9 protein-coding genes are annotated in these 14,763 nt (G+C 39.9%); 5 read left to right on the top strand and 4 right to left on the bottom strand.

What is annotated here, in order from left to right; translation table 11 throughout:
* The first annotated feature begins 7 nt into the window (after positions 1-7).
* Both FMM05_RS11590 and FMM05_RS11585 read left to right on the top strand, forming a co-directional pair.
* Positions 8-565: a hypothetical protein gene (locus FMM05_RS11590; RefSeq protein ID WP_143373549.1), complete on the top strand. Its 558-nt coding sequence runs from the start codon at positions 8-10 to the stop codon at positions 563-565.
* 73 nt (positions 566-638) lie between these two features.
* Positions 639-1,319 carry an NUMOD4 domain-containing protein gene (locus FMM05_RS11585; RefSeq protein WP_143373548.1) on the top strand — a complete coding sequence of 227 codons (681 nt, stop codon included), beginning with the start codon at positions 639-641 and terminating at the stop codon, positions 1,317-1,319.
* A 200-nt stretch (positions 1,320-1,519) separates the two neighbouring features.
* On the opposite strand, the gene FMM05_RS11580 is transcribed toward FMM05_RS11585, so the two are convergent.
* The 4 genes from FMM05_RS11580 to FMM05_RS11565 are packed head-to-tail and all read right to left on the bottom strand — an operon-like array spanning position 1,520 to position 10,879.
* On the bottom strand, positions 1,520-2,374 hold the full coding sequence (locus FMM05_RS11580; protein WP_143373547.1) for a leucine-rich repeat domain-containing protein: 855 nt from the start codon (positions 2,372-2,374) through the stop codon (positions 1,520-1,522).
* A 7-nt stretch (positions 2,375-2,381) separates the two neighbouring features.
* Positions 2,382-5,942 carry a DUF6443 domain-containing protein gene (locus FMM05_RS11575; RefSeq protein WP_143373546.1) on the bottom strand — a complete coding sequence of 1,187 codons (3,561 nt, stop codon included), beginning with the start codon at positions 5,940-5,942 and terminating at the stop codon, positions 2,382-2,384.
* A gap of 10 nt (positions 5,943-5,952) precedes the next feature.
* Entirely contained in the window at positions 5,953-9,255 is a 3,303-nt protein-coding gene (locus FMM05_RS11570) for a hypothetical protein (RefSeq protein WP_185965572.1), read from the bottom strand.
* A gap of 10 nt (positions 9,256-9,265) precedes the next feature.
* Entirely contained in the window at positions 9,266-10,879 is a 1,614-nt protein-coding gene (locus tag FMM05_RS11565; RefSeq protein ID WP_143373545.1) for a T9SS type A sorting domain-containing protein, read from the bottom strand.
* A gap of 509 nt (positions 10,880-11,388) precedes the next feature.
* Between FMM05_RS11565 and FMM05_RS11560 the strand changes: the two genes are divergently transcribed.
* From FMM05_RS11560 to FMM05_RS11550, 3 genes are all read left to right on the top strand, one after another.
* On the top strand, positions 11,389-11,781 hold the full coding sequence (locus FMM05_RS11560) for a helix-turn-helix domain-containing protein (protein WP_143373544.1): 393 nt from the start codon (positions 11,389-11,391) through the stop codon (positions 11,779-11,781).
* 719 nt (positions 11,782-12,500) lie between these two features.
* Entirely contained in the window at positions 12,501-13,334 is an 834-nt protein-coding gene (locus FMM05_RS11555) for a LytTR family DNA-binding domain-containing protein (RefSeq protein ID WP_143373543.1), read from the top strand.
* 844 nt (positions 13,335-14,178) lie between these two features.
* Positions 14,179-14,472, top strand: coding sequence for a DUF6520 family protein (locus FMM05_RS11550; protein WP_143373542.1), 294 nt, complete (start codon positions 14,179-14,181; stop codon positions 14,470-14,472).
* The last annotated feature ends 291 nt before the right edge of the window (positions 14,473-14,763 follow it).

The raw sequence follows: 14,763 nt of genomic DNA, 5'->3' as shown, positions 1-14,763 counted from the left end.
TATCGTTATGGACACTACAGGAAAAAATGAACAGATAGACAAAGAAACTTTAGAGCTGGTCTTGGAAGAGTTCACCCAGGAACAGAAAGCCACCAACCAAACCATGAACGACCTGGTGACTGCCGTTAACACCATCGGCAGTAAGGTGGATGACCTTAAGCGGGAACTGGACAAGCCAATGCCGGTACAGGATACAGGTGATGTAAAACCGCTACAGCAGATCCTGTTAAAAGAATTAATGAAAATAAAAGAAATGGTAGGCGAGCAGCCAAAGAGTACCGTCAAAAAATTCCAGGTGTTGCTATTCCCAGAGCAGGATGCCAAGCTGTTTTATAAGGTTGTTTTTAGCCGCTGGCTTTTATGGCTGGCATTAATGCTATTAATCACCAAGGTATACGATTGGAGCATTCACCACAGTGATAATCAGAAGCAAGTTATCATTAAGCAGCTTGAAAATGACCGGTTACGCAAATCATGGAACTATCTATATAACCATAGCGGCAAAGAGACAAAAAAACTGATGGAGAAAGCCTATGTCAAATCAGGTCAAAAGGATAACCAATAGCTATTTCGCATTTGTAGGGTTACTGAATGTGGTGTTGAACTCATGTATTTCGTAAATTGCAGGTTAAAAACTGATGTCAGACCCTGATATACATACGGAGTACCGCAATAAATCCCTGGCCGATCTGCCGGGAGAAGTATGGAAAGATGTACCAGGATTTGAGGGTTATTACCAGGCTTCCAATTTAGGCAGGATAAAATCGCTTGACCGGACAATACCGCACCCGCGCCTGAAAACTCAATTTGTAAAGGGGCGTGTACTGAGCCAATCGGTTTTTAAAAACAAAAACTTGCTTACTGGCGAGCCGATGGTTGATCTAAGGGTTACGCTGCTATTGGAGAACAAATACAATTATTTTAATACCCGAAGGCTGATATACCAAGCCTTTATTGACCCTAAATTGGATTATAAATTAACCGGGCTATATGTTATTAATGTTGATGCAAACGGCTATAATAACCGTCCTGAAAACCTGAAGCTGGTATCCAAAAAAGAGAAACAACAACGCGTCATTGCCAGGAACCGTATGACCCATCACCTCAGCACTGCTGACCGTTCCGGCTGGAAAAAAAGCTATGCGACGAGTAAGCCTGTTGCACAGTATGACCTCGACGGTAACTTGGTCAAAGAATTCAGGAGTATTAAAGAGGCATCAAGGGAACTTCGGCTATCAGACAAAGCTATTATCGATGTTGCCAAGGGAATCTACAAGCAGTGGAATGGGTTTGTATGGAAGTATATTGATAAAGAGTAATAATTCTAAATACACCTGTAGCACCGTTACCAAGGAATTTACACCGTACGAACGGCATGAATGAGATCAGGGGGATACCACTAAGGTGAAGCATAAAAAAACTGGCCAACTTTTAAGGGTCAGCCAGTTCAACTAACATAAATTCGAGGTGTAGTTGAATCTATTCAATCGTAAAGAAAGTAAAACAGCCAGTTATTATATTATTGAAAATACATTTTACCAAATTCTTCCCTTTTATGGGTGTAATGCTTCCTGTTTTGATAAGATATCTTTGTAAGGTTTTTTAACTTTAATACAGGTGATATATCGCCATCTAATACATTCGTTGACTCATAAAAGATAAAATCTCTCAAATCACTTAAATGTTCTATTCCTTTAATACTGGCAATATTACCGATGTCAAGAAGGAAAAGATGTTTAAGCTTGGTAAGCGTAAAAATTTCGGAAACATTATTTATTCCTTTACATGAATGAATCTCTAATTTTTCCAGCTGTTGCAGATGTGCAATTCCTTCAACTGATGTGATTTTCTTTAAATTTGCTATTCTCAAATACTTAAGTTTTGTTAGCGTAAAAAATCCATTAATATTTTCAACTGGCGCATTCAATACTGCTAGTTGTTCAAGATTAATAAGTTTAGAAAACAAAACGCTGCTTTTTTCATTAAAACTGTTAATGAAAAGGCTTGTTAGTCCCGTACTATTAAATAGAGAAGTAGATCCCTTTATCCATTCAAATGAACATACACGCAGATTGGGAAATAAACTAAAATCAACCGGTTCATCCGAATAAGTTGAAAGTTTAATTTCTATTAATTCATTTAAATGATGTATCGCACTAATTGATTTAATTTTAAAGTCAAAAAGGGTTAAAGCTTTTAATTGTGGAAAGGAACGTAAAAAATCCACGCTATCGCCTCGCCAGCCTTTACCATCGTTTAACTCTAATTCAACCACGTTTTTGTCCATTAACACTTGAAAAAAAGATTCATCCCAAGCCGTTCTAATTACAGCTTTGGTGCCATAAGTTCCAGATTCAAATTCTATATTGTTCATATTACTATTATGGTGTTGGTAATAAATATTGTCGCGCTTTGCCTATAGGGTTAACCTTATTTGCAAGTTTTTCTATCCCGCCAAGATCCCTAATTCTTAATTGTTCTGCAATTTCTCTAGCAGTTTTTCCACCAAGGACCTCTGTCGTTTTTACAGGTGTTCCCGGCGCTAGCTTACCTTTAGCAATGTGCTGCTGAAGTCTTTGTGCTATATTTTGTGATTGTCCAACGTAGGTTTCGCCTGTAGTCGTAGTAAATTCATATATGCCTTCTACAGCCATTTCTTCGGCCTCAACTGCTGCTACAATCCCTTCCTCCGCAGCAGTCCCTATAACTGCAATTTCTTCACCTACTAATGCAATACTGCCTAATTCTCCTACTATTTGAACAACGCCCGGAACTAAAAACCCAACTACTATTTCTGCATATATTCTCGCCTCTTTCTCATCGTTCTTATGAAGATTTTGATAGAACTTTCTCCCATCTTCCGAAGCAAAAACGTTGTCATAACTTTTATACAGATCCTTTCCAAAAAATGCATGTGCTAAATTAAAATCTGGAATAAAGTCGCCAAACCTTATTGAGCCTTTTGCATCTGCTGGTTTTGACCGGTCAATAGTAATTACAACCTCTTTAAGCTCTCCCGCCGAAACCACAGGATCTTCTTTCTTGTCATCCCCTGGGCCCTGAAATCTAGTAGATGCCTGAACCACCATGCCATCGATATCAACAAAATAGACCGGATTATTAAACGCATACTGGTAAGGGCTGTATGAAAAACTCTTTGATGCCAAAGGGTCGATATTCATCCACCTTCCTAACGCAGGGTCATAGTTACGTGCCCCAAAGTCATACATGTTGAATCCATGTTCATCCTGTAGCTCCTTGTTGTAATACTGGTAGTTGTTGAACGGATTTATAATCCCAACCAACATACCACTATTTACCGTATACATCGTGCTGTTGTAGCCCGTATGCTTAGCCCCGAAAGGATAATAATTGTCCTCGTCAAGTATGGCTACACCACTACCGTTTGCAGTGTAATTTAACCTTACATTACCTAAATGATCCTTAAAGCTAAAAACGTAATCATAGTTATAGGCCGAGCCTGAGAGGGTCGCTTTTACATAGCCTTCAGCGGTTGGAAAGAATTGCAGGTTACCGCTCTTATACTGGTAGCCCCCTAAATAATCGGTACTGGTATCTGTTCCGTTTGTGACAACCTTTTTGAGCTTAACGCCTGTCGCACTGTAAAGGTAGGTAATTTTTGTACTCGCATTATTATTGAACGTGATTTGTACGGGCAGATTTAAGTGATTGTATATAATCCCGGTGATGCCTTTATTTTTATCAGTAAGCAGGTTGCCATTGTTATCGTAGGTAAAATCATCGCCCGTATTATCAGTACTGTCTTTAAATCCGCTTGGATTACCGCTACTATCTACTACCTTTTTTAACTGATTGGTTCCAGGAGCGTACGTGTAGGCAAGATTGTCAATTTCTACAACCAAGGAAGCATTGTCCTGCCCACCATTTCTGGCAAGGCTAATAATATTGCTGTTAAAGTCATACTGTACCTTTTCATTATATGAATTGTTAAGGGTTACAGCTTGCCCAGGTTTTTGATAGTAAGCTGCGGTCAGGCGACTCATATTATCATAGCTATAACCGTACTTCCTGGTTATATTGTCATTTGATGTACGCCAAAATGTTTCAGAAATATTACCGTTATAGAGTGGTCGGACATTGTTATTGATGCTCTCTTCTACTGTATTGTAGTTCAATTTGTAAGCAAAGAGATCGTTGCCTAATGATCCCACGTTATTGATGCCTTTAAGCCAACCGCGTATGTTATAGGTATAGTCTATCGATTGAAGAGAAGATAGACCACTAAAGTCGTTACCTCCAGTTTTCTTTGTTTCTAACTGTCCTATGCCGTTATAAGTGTTATAACTCATCAACTGTGGACTGAGTTCGCCAATTTTGTGCGTATGTGCTAACAGTCTGTCTTGTGGGGTATAACTAAATCTTTCATTTACTTTAATTTCATTCGAATCGGTACTAAGGCGTTTATGCTTTTTAATTATATAACTTACGGTGCCGTCGAAATCAAGTTTGCTGTCAGATTGTGTATAACCTCCCAGATAATTGGTGACACGACTGCTTACAGGCCTTCCTTTAAGATCGTACAAAATGTAACTGGCTTCGCCAATAGTAGTTCCTGTTTGTAGGGTGCGGACCCAGCTTCCTGTTGCAAGCCCCTTAGGTTTTCTAGTGCTATTGTTTAAAACAGCCTGACTCTCTATACTAGGAAAAGATGTTGGTGCGTTGGGAAATGTATAATCGTCGTAATAATTTACGCTTAGCATCTTTATGCCAGTAGGGAAGGCATCATAATGTACTCCAATCCCATCAATCGTTGTGGGCGTTGATGTTTTGTTAACGTAACTATATAATACCGCTTGTTTGGCTTTGCGGGTTGTACTACTTACGGGTGTTGCTGCAAGATAACCGGTGTAGGCTACACGTCCGAATTTGTCATAACGCGTCTCCAACCAACCTGTTTCTAACCCTCCAAATGGCGTAAATACCGGACCCGTAGAAACGATCCTGTCCATTTTATCATAAACAATGAATTCCCATTGTTTACCAGGCACCTTCTTTTCGACAACCCTGTTGTAACTGTCATACTTATACTGGTAGCATAACTCTTCAACCAAAGTACCACCTGTTGCCGGGGGTAGTACATAGGTTAGGTTTCCAAACTGGTCATATACGTAATATGTTTCATAAATTGCTGTTTCAGCCGAACCATCAACTACAAGTATATCATAGAATCTTTTAAGTATAAGCCGCCCATCTTTATCCTTAAACTCATGCGTCGTACCAATATTAGAGGAAGATGATATTCCTGTGTAAACAGCAGCGGCCTTGTTTTCATCCTGTTTTATTGTTTTGTAGAGTTCACCTTTCGCATAATTGCCATTAGCTACAAAAGTTGTTGTATACAAATTGTAGGTACTGCTCCACGCTGCGGTAGCCGTAATCTTTTTTAACTCGGTAGCCGTATTGGTTAAATAGGCATATTTCACGGTATGGTCGATGTCATTGCTATTGTTGCCCTTCCATGCGTTTCCCGCTGCCGCTAATTTTTTGATCCTGTTTAAAGGTGAATTTTCAAAAAACTTTTCGGTGTAAGGATTTTGTGTTTCTTCAAAAGCGGGGTCGTTATAAAACTCAAGCACATTCGTGAGTGCATCGGTGTCAAATGCCTGATTTGTAGTCGAAGAGACATACGGTAAATACTCTTTAACAGGCCTGCCCAGTGAATCATATTTTATTAATGTGATCAAATCAGTTCCTGTGGAACTCATCTTTCCGGAAATTTTTTGTTTTGCCCGTCCTAAGCCATCAAAATATACCACTGCGATATTCGCTTTTGAACCGTCGCTAACCTGTGTTGAATCCTTATAAATTAAAGACCTTGTGTAGTTTTGATCAGTAGGCAGCTGTCCGAAGCATATTAAAGGCAGCAACAACAGAAAATAAGAATATATAAATGTTTTCATCTGTAATGTTTTATGGCTTAAAGTGAAAGGTGCTTTCAGCTAAAAGATTGTTGTACTTATCTTTAACAAATTTCAGGTTACCGTTATCATCGTAGTGGAATGTAGTTGTATCCCCTTTGATATCGGTTTGGCTCGCCATGCCCAGTAAAGGCTTATAGGTAAAAGTATTAACCATTGCATTTGGCAGCGCGTTACGTAGTCCTGAGAAAGACGCGGGAGCAAGGGTGCCATTGTTACTAGCGGTTTGAAGTGCGGAAACATAAGCAGAAGCCTGGCTATACAAGGCGTTTTCGATCTTAGCTATGGGATATTCCGCATTATAGCCCCAAATTATGCTTACTGGCACACCGTCTTCCATTTTGTATTCCAGCAAATTGCCATTGGTATCATATTTTGTAAATGATAGTTTTCGGTCTGTCGCGCTACTTATCGCAATATCAGATACCCCCTTGTTTGTATGCACTTCTATAGGCAACAGGAGATTTCCGGTATTGGCAGAACTTTCGTACTTGAAGTGCTTTTCTGCAATTTTAGAACCGTTAACGTATGTTTTGACGATTACCGGCTCTGATATCCTGTAGGCAGTAACTAATTGTTGCATGTAGGGTGATTGCTCGGTCCCAACTAAATCCTGCGCATATTTATAAGTAGTTTGCGTAGATTGACCTACGGAGTTTGTTGAACTTTCGGATAATAGCTTGTAATAAGGCTGGCCGCTATAAGATTTGGATGAGGTTTTTTGAACCACTTCGCCGTTAAAATAATTTTGTTCTGTAATCTCGTCAAGTTTCATAACACCGTAGTGGTTCCTGTAAATCCATATAGAGAAATTGCTAAAATGAGGGACGGGATATCCTACGCCACCAACAAAGTCAGGTTCACCGGGCGATGCGAAGTTTTTTCTAACTATAGTGCTCATAATAAAGTTGTCAGACAACAGTGTATAATGGTAGGTTTTCTTTGTTTTTATAACATTAAGCGCATCATACACGGTCTCCTCTGCTAACTTATCTTTTGAGTAATCCCCATAATTTGACGCAGGCGAATCAAAAATGTCCGAACCTATAATTGTTTGTCCCGGCGTGTCTGGATTATTTATAAACACTTTTTCGATTGCTCCGTAATTCAATCCATCTTTTTCTAATACTTCGGTTATTGCAGCATATCCAATAGGCTGCCTTGTTAATGAATACGTTTGACCAGAATTTATTGAAAATCTCAAAGCGTTATTAAATGCTGTTTCCACATAGGCTCCGCCACCCATATCTATATTGCAAGTGGTAGTATACGTACTTACTGGCTTATAGAATTGAGGTTCGACGAAATGAAGCATAGCCGTATTCTTAGATCCTGTAGAGCTATAGGTCAGGTAGTCGGATAGCTTGTTATAGTAAAATGATCTTTTGTTAAATGCTTGGCCTTCACTCATATCGACTATACTTTTAACCCTTGCACCTCCTGCATAAAATACCTGCTCGGTGGTAGTTGTTACCGGCTGGCTGAAATCAATGGTCATCTGCCCGTATGCTGCTCCTGTTGTAAGTGTTAGAATGATCTTGTAGGTACTCCCGGCTGTTGTACAAATCGGAGCATAGTTATTAAATCCTGAAGTACATGATAAAGCTGTGTTTGTAGTGTAAGCAGTTCCGTAAGGGGAGTCAACATTGAAAAACTGTACGTTGTCTTTTAATACTTTGATATTGTAAGATCCCGTAGTACAAGTCGTTCCCTGGGCATTGATAGCAGCCTGGATCTTAAGCGGTGTTCCGTCTGATACCCATTGGTGTGACTGGGTGACTACCGTACCGTTGCACCATGATTTATTAATATTGAGCACTACAGGCGTGGTAGTGGTGGTTGAAACTAATCGGGTATCTGCATTGGCCTCATAGGTAACTTCAGTATATCCCTTAGTTGGGTATATGATTTTTTTGATCATCCCATAATGTACAACGTTAGGATTCACTTCTTTGTTAGCTGTTGCTATATTGGCGTTCAGGTATTGACCTACCTCGGACGTTAGTAAGGTTGAACTGTATGCAGTGGTATTGTTGCTTCCATTATGAAAGCCAAATTTATCTTTTGAATAACTTAAGCGGATGGGCAAAAGGCTCTCATTGTAATATTCAAATGCATACTTTTCTGGTTCGTTTGACTGGGCATTTCCCTTCATTATAATATCTTTCAGGAATGTCCTGTAGTAAATGGTGCCATCTCCCAAAAAGGGATTGCCAGGAACTGTTAAAGGCCCAGGGGTGGTATATGTGAAATCTATATCTTTAATCAATGTAGTACCGGCCAATACTTTAATTTCTTTTAAAGACTTCCCGCCGCCATCCTGTCGTTGTAAATTGTAATCAAAGACGACACTGTTGTTTTTGAAATTAATAGCGGATATAACCTTAGATTGCATTTGATTCCCATTTAGACAGGTAGTAACCTGAGGGTTCCCTAGCACAGTATCAGGATGTGGACAGATTCCTTTGTAGGTAGTACTGCTGGAATAACTTGTATTATAGGTAAAGGTATTATCTGAATAGGTAAATGTTACCGAATTGTTCTTTGGGGAAATAATTTCCTTTAGTAACCATGAAGAATCATAGGTGTAATTTTCTGTAGAGCACTCTGAAAGACCGGTGTTACGTTCGATATAAGTGTCACTATCGCCAAAAATATATTTGTATCCTTTATCATCGAGCAAAGTAAATTTCTTAAGTCGGATATACGGCGTAGTGACAAGTTCATAAGTTATATTCACATTGGCATCACTAAGTAAATGTAAAGTCAGGCTTTCATCAAAATAGAAACTTCCCGAAATACCATTCACATTGAATGAAAACCAATCCTGTTCACCATCAAAGGATGATCTTCGGGCAAGGTTTTTTAACATCGTTTCGTGATAAGGATCACCTGGGTCAATACCCTCGGGATAATATCTTGTTCCGGCTTCATCGGGAAAATCTTTCATGACCCTTGAAATCAACCCGCCGCAGGATAAAGACCAGTTTGTGCCTACTATCCCGGCAAGTTGGTCAACCTGCACACCATTGCTAAAATAGTTAATCGCAATCGGCAAAACGATGTCTCCTGATTTTACCGTGTATAGGGGAACGCTGTAACTAAAAGCCCCTGAACTGCCGTTTAAAGGCAAATTTCCGCTGGTAGATATTTCAAATGCCGTTGGGGATGGAGGGATAATTTTCTGAACAAACTCCTGGATATACTCATCATTCTGCGCACGCACTTTCATATTAATGGCAAGCGTGAAAAAACAGGCCAGCATCAGTGCAAAATATTTTTTATTAGTATTCATTGCTATCAAATTAATTCTTGGATTTCATCACTTTAACAGAATCGGTGCCTTTGTCGGTCTTTACTTCTACCAGGTAGATACCTTCGGGATAACTGCCCATGTCTAAGGGAATGGTTCTCTGGTTTACGGGAAAGCTTTGAAGCTGTCTTCCTGAGAGGTCAAATAAGGAAAGTGTTCCGCTGGTAAACTCGAAGCCAACAATGACATTCGTAAATTGCCTTGCAGGGTTAGGGATAGCTTCAAGCAGGGTTTCGCGCTTTTCTTTTTTCTTGTCTTTGTCTTTCAACTTAACCACCCAAAAATCGTTACTTCCTTTACCTGTGTTTTTGTCCCTTGAAACTTCCCCTTTAGATGTTCCTGCAAGCAAATATCCTCCATCTCGGGTTTCAATAAGTTTTCTTAGGATATCTTCACCTTTACTGCCCACAGCCGTTTTCCAAAGTTCTTCCCCATCTTCAGGGGATATTTTAATAGCGATATAGTCGTTAATCTCTTTTTTGTCGGACTTGGTGGTGCCGATAACTTCGCTTTGCGCATAGCCCCCTAAAAGCAGCGTGCCGTCGGCGTTTTCAACGAGCGAAGTAAGGATGTCCACCTTGCCGGTGTTGTAAGTTTCTTCCCAAATTATTTCGCCGGTTTCATCCAGCTTGATCACCCAAAAGTCTATACCCTTTTTGTTTGACCTTTTTTTATTGCCAGAAGTAGCCGATGCAGAGGTGCCACCAATTATGTAACCTCCGTTTTTTGTTTGGATGATACTACTTAAATGGTCATCATCAGCACCGCCTAAGATTTTTTGCCACTCGGTAGCGCCATCTTTATTGAGTTTTATAATCCAGTAATCGCCCTCGCCATAACCTTCCTCTGACTTATCGGTTGAGGAAGGCGAATTGGAATGGCCGCCAATGATATAGCCCCCATCTTTTGTTTGTTCGATGCTTTCCAGTACATCGGCATACCTGCCACCTAAAGTCCTCTGCCATTTAACAATACCTTTAGAGTCCAATTTTATAACCCAATAGTCCAGGTTGCCTCGGCATTCTTCCCATTTGCCGTAAGGATCAGGTAATCCCTTTAAAACTTTTTCGCTAATATCCGATGATGAAGACCCTCCGATGATGTAGCCGCCATCTTTAGTCGGGATAACGCTTTTAACAATATCCTGGCCAGGGCCACCTATAGTTCGTTCCCATTCATTGCCCCCCTTAGCATTGAGCTTAATGATCCAGAAATCTTCTTTGCCCCGACAGGAATCTTTCTTTTGAACACCAGCCTGGGAATCGGATGACCCTGCCAGAATAAAGCCGCCATCGGGCGTGTTTCTTATGCTGTATAATAGGTCTGAGCCTGAACCGCCTATTGTTTTCTGCCAGTCTTCATCACCGGCCTCATTCATTTTCCAGACCCAGTAATCCAGGTCGCCGTTATTGTCTTCGGTCTTATTACCGGACTTTTTGGAAAGAGAACTTCCCGCGAGGATAAAACCATAATCAGCCGTTGGCTGAGCATCCAGCAGGTATTCTGCATGTTTACCGCCATAGGACTTTTCCCAAAGGATGTCCTGAGCGTTTAATTTAAAGGATACTATGAATAGCATGATCCATAGTAAAATAAGTTTACTCATAAAATTGAAGTGTTTTAGAAATTAGACAAGTTGGTAATGTCTTGGCATAAGTATGCCGGGTGGCCTGGCATGCCACTACTGTAAGGAATTAATTTCGGTTGAGGTTAAAAGGCGATTTTATCGCAGGAAAAGTAGTGCCAAATTTTTAGATGTATATACCCATTAATGGGTATTTTTATGTTTTTGTTAACAGGAATTAATCTTGTTTTATTGAGTCTTTTCTATTTGAAAGGTGGGCTTCGGGCAGGACACCAAGCACTACTCACAGCAATGGCAAGGGGATCGGTATTATAGTAAATGGCTTCCACAAATTTCAGGTTAAATAGGTTCGATTAAAATGTGACTGGTAATTGTAGTTGCAAGTAAGGCTGATTGCCAGCAATGCCAAAATATACTTGCTTGTAAAATACAAGTAGCCACTTGTATTTTACAAGAGATCACTTGTTTTTTACCAAAAAATGCTTGTATTTTACTAATTAATTTAGCAATACAACCTAAGCCCTTATCTTATGGAGACACCAACCCGAAACCACATAGGCCGTAAAATCAGCTATATCAGGGAATTGCGCGGAATGAAACAGGAAGCGCTTGCCACTGCATTAGGCATCAGCCAGCAGGCCGTTTCTATTATTGAAAACAGTGAAAAAATAGAGGACGACAGACTTAGAGAGGTTGCAAATGCATTGGGTGTTACCGCCGAGGCCATAAAGAATTTTTCTGAAGAAGCTGTTTTTAATAATACCCAAAACAACTATGATGGTTCCATCATTCATAATGGGCCAACCGTCAATCACAATTGTACCTTTAATCCATTAGATAAAGTGGTGGAGCTTTACGAGCGCCTGCTCCAATCGGAAAAAGAAAAAGTGAATTACTTGGAGCAATTACTGAAAAGCAAATGATTAAACTAAAGCAAAGACTAATTATTAGGGTCTTGTTTAGGTATAAAAAACTCCCATATATTTACTTTCCTTGCGATACTCATAGCACCGTCACCACTTACAAGGACGCGTAAGTCGCTTTTTTAAAAAGTTTTTTCCATTAACTGTTACTTTAATGTATTTTCAGGGATGGAAGAGGGTGAATATCTCCTAAGGCAGGTCATGGCTGGTAAAGTGCTATGCACCTATGATTAGGAACTTTATTGGTGCCATACACTGTCCGATACTGGCTCCGAACCCGATGCACCAATTAAGAAGATCTCCTATCGGCTGGCTCCATTGAATAAAGCGACGATGAAACCTGTAGGAACTTCAGTGACCGTCTCATTCTACTTTGCCGATGGGTGTGTATACTGTGATCTGAAAAGAATAAGGTTTGAAGTAATTGCCCTTTTTGCACATGAATTAATTATAAGAAAGGATGAGGCAAACTATTACCTTATTAATTATGACGAATCGAAATTAGCTTACGGCGATTGAACTTTTTTGTACTCGCCTAAACCTTCTTGCGTATTGAACAAGCTACTTCTACTCTAATAAAAAGCAACACTGCTGAAATTCATAGGTAAATCAATACACTTTATCGAATAACTCACTCGCTGCAAAGAATATAAATACGCTTTTTGTAGTTTGAAGCGCTATGGAAAAGACACTGGTTTAACCTTAACCCTTGTTTATCTATGGAAACAATATCATACCACAACAGGAGCTTCCGAATCCTTGCCGCTTTTGGCGCTACCATGTTCATTTTATTCTATGGCCGTACATTTGACCTCCACCATGCGTTAAGTAAACCGTTATTTTGGTATGCCTTCATCGTCAGTTTTTGCGTCGCATTGCTTATCGTAAAAATTATTCACGAAATGACGGTTTATCTTGATGGTCGTTTTGACTGGCGTAAGAACTTTTGGCAACGGATAACATACCAGGTATTTCTGGGGATATTTATACCTGCCCTGATTGATGTTATCGTTTTCACGGCCTATTTCCTAGTCCTTAGGAAAAATATTGTCCACACGGGTTTTTTAAGTAGTGACCTCTTGCGGGTAGTTTTTCTTCTCGCACTTCTAAATGCCTATTACTACATTCACTATCGATTGCTGACTCGAAAACACGTGCATGAACAGACTTCAAATCATAGCAACAGTGACATATTGAACATCGACCATAACGGGTTGCACCTTCATCTACATGTTAAGACGGATGTGCTTTTGATCTACAGGGATGTGAGGGTTACCAAAGTCCGAACTGTAAACGGTAACGAATACACTACTAATCATTCCCTTGCACAGCTTAATCGGCAGTATAAAAAACAGGGAATATGCCAGATCAACCAATCCTTTCTCGTTAACCTTTATATGCTTAAGGGCTACATCAATGTAGAGAAGCGCGATAGCTATAGCCCCATCATCAAACCTGCTTATCGGGCTGCTTTTCCCGAATCTTTATCGCATGAGTTTGTAGTAACCAGGAAATATTCCGATGATTTTCGTGAGCGCCTTGCTGATATTTAGAACCTGTGTCGGCATTAAGAAAAGTACGCCTTAAAGCCCAAAAGTACCTGCCAAGTTTTTTTTCAAATTTAATGTAAGAAATTACGTTGTTAAAAGTCATCTTTTTATGTTAGATAAAGACATAATCGTGTACGTTTATGACATGATTAGGTATGCTATAGACAAAGTTTTGCAGCACATAGACAAAATTTTGCATTTTGGGCATTTCTGGTTTGCAAAAGATAAAGTTCGTTTCTAATTTTATGAAACGACAACTGACAGTGTTTAAGTCATTGAACCTGAACACCAACAGCCTTATTATTTCCTTTAGAATAAATAACCTAATATCGAAAACGCAGTGGTATGTATCCGCTATGTGAAGCAACAGGGAAAAGTTCTTTGCCTTCGCTCCGGGAAGCCAAACAAATGATCTTTTATTTCAGGAGGCACATATTGGATAAGGTCACAGGGCTTCGCATCAAACACAGGCGTGGCAAGGCCGCACAGCGGCGGGTATACCAATGCCCTTACTGTGAAGAATACCACCTGACTAAATGGAGCAAGCAGAGATTTAAAGGTGCGCCCGTGCATGAGTTGTACCGGGGTTCGCCTGATCGGTTGGGCATCTGAGGATGCCGTACAATGATGAAAACGGCAAGATACATTCCTGCTGCTTATAAAAGTCCCGACTGCGGGATTCCTACTGATTCACTTACTAACCAGGATAGTAACGGTAACCTATAGACCATCACACCCTGTCTATACCCTGTTTATCCACCAATAACCCGCCTAATGCCGCCGTAATACATATTACAAAGGGTTGAGCATTCCGGCTAAAAACTTTACTAATTTATAGCATACGCTTATGAAAAATTCTTACAAATTTGCTTTGGGACTGCTTGTTGCGGTTCTTGCAATCGGATTTAGTGCCTTTAAAACCAATGAGGATATTTCCAAAAAGAAATTGGTTACAGTAACGTATTACCACATAGGTAATAATTATGTACAGACCGTTCCACCTGCTAATTACTCGTGTAAAAATGACGACTACAATTGCACAGTTAGTGTGACCACTACAAATCCACCTACAGGATTTTCTGAAACTGCAATTCCTGCCGGAGCCACATTGGGGGAGACATCAGGATCATGGAAACCATAGCTATTTAACCGAAAGGGCAATACCTATCCGTTGTTAGTGATAATTCTAATACAATCCAGAAGCTTTTACAAGGACACATCGATTTTATAATTGATGTGTCCTTTCTAATAGTGATACTACATAAACAAGTATTTAATACCTCCTCAGACTTTATTAAGTTTAAAATATTTCGAGTACAACTATGTAAATTTCTACTGATGTGATTCGAGTATTGCTATAAATGCATTTGTATTTGTAGCACCCACATCCGCACGTGGCGGCCCTGCGGTTATCAGGTCGCCATTTTTATCG

The sequence above is a fragment of the Flavobacterium zepuense genome (assembly GCF_007097145.1).
In the GTDB taxonomy this organism is placed as follows: domain Bacteria; phylum Bacteroidota; class Bacteroidia; order Flavobacteriales; family Flavobacteriaceae; genus Flavobacterium; species Flavobacterium zepuense.
This window is presented reverse-complemented; position numbering and strand designations above follow the sequence as displayed.

What these genes read in the sequence shown, in the direction of transcription:
- FMM05_RS11550 (WP_143373542.1), top strand. Translation starts at nt 14,179, where the DNA reads ATGAAAAATTCTTACAAATTTGCTTTGGGACTGCTTGTTGCGGTTCTT.
- FMM05_RS11585 (WP_143373548.1), top strand. Translation starts at nt 639, where the DNA reads ATGTCAGACCCTGATATACATACGGAGTACCGCAATAAATCCCTGGCC.
- FMM05_RS11575 (WP_143373546.1), bottom strand. Translation starts at nt 5,942, where the DNA reads ATGAAAACATTTATATATTCTTATTTTCTGTTGTTGCTGCCTTTAATA.
- FMM05_RS11565 (WP_143373545.1), bottom strand. Translation starts at nt 10,879, where the DNA reads ATGAGTAAACTTATTTTACTATGGATCATGCTATTCATAGTATCCTTT.
- FMM05_RS11580 (WP_143373547.1), bottom strand. Translation starts at nt 2,374, where the DNA reads ATGAACAATATAGAATTTGAATCTGGAACTTATGGCACCAAAGCTGTA.
- FMM05_RS11555 (WP_143373543.1), top strand. Translation starts at nt 12,501, where the DNA reads ATGGAAACAATATCATACCACAACAGGAGCTTCCGAATCCTTGCCGCT.
- FMM05_RS11570 (WP_185965572.1), bottom strand. Translation starts at nt 9,255, where the DNA reads ATGAATACTAATAAAAAATATTTTGCACTGATGCTGGCCTGTTTTTTC.
- FMM05_RS11560 (WP_143373544.1), top strand. Translation starts at nt 11,389, where the DNA reads ATGGAGACACCAACCCGAAACCACATAGGCCGTAAAATCAGCTATATC.
- FMM05_RS11590 (WP_143373549.1), top strand. Translation starts at nt 8, where the DNA reads ATGGACACTACAGGAAAAAATGAACAGATAGACAAAGAAACTTTAGAG.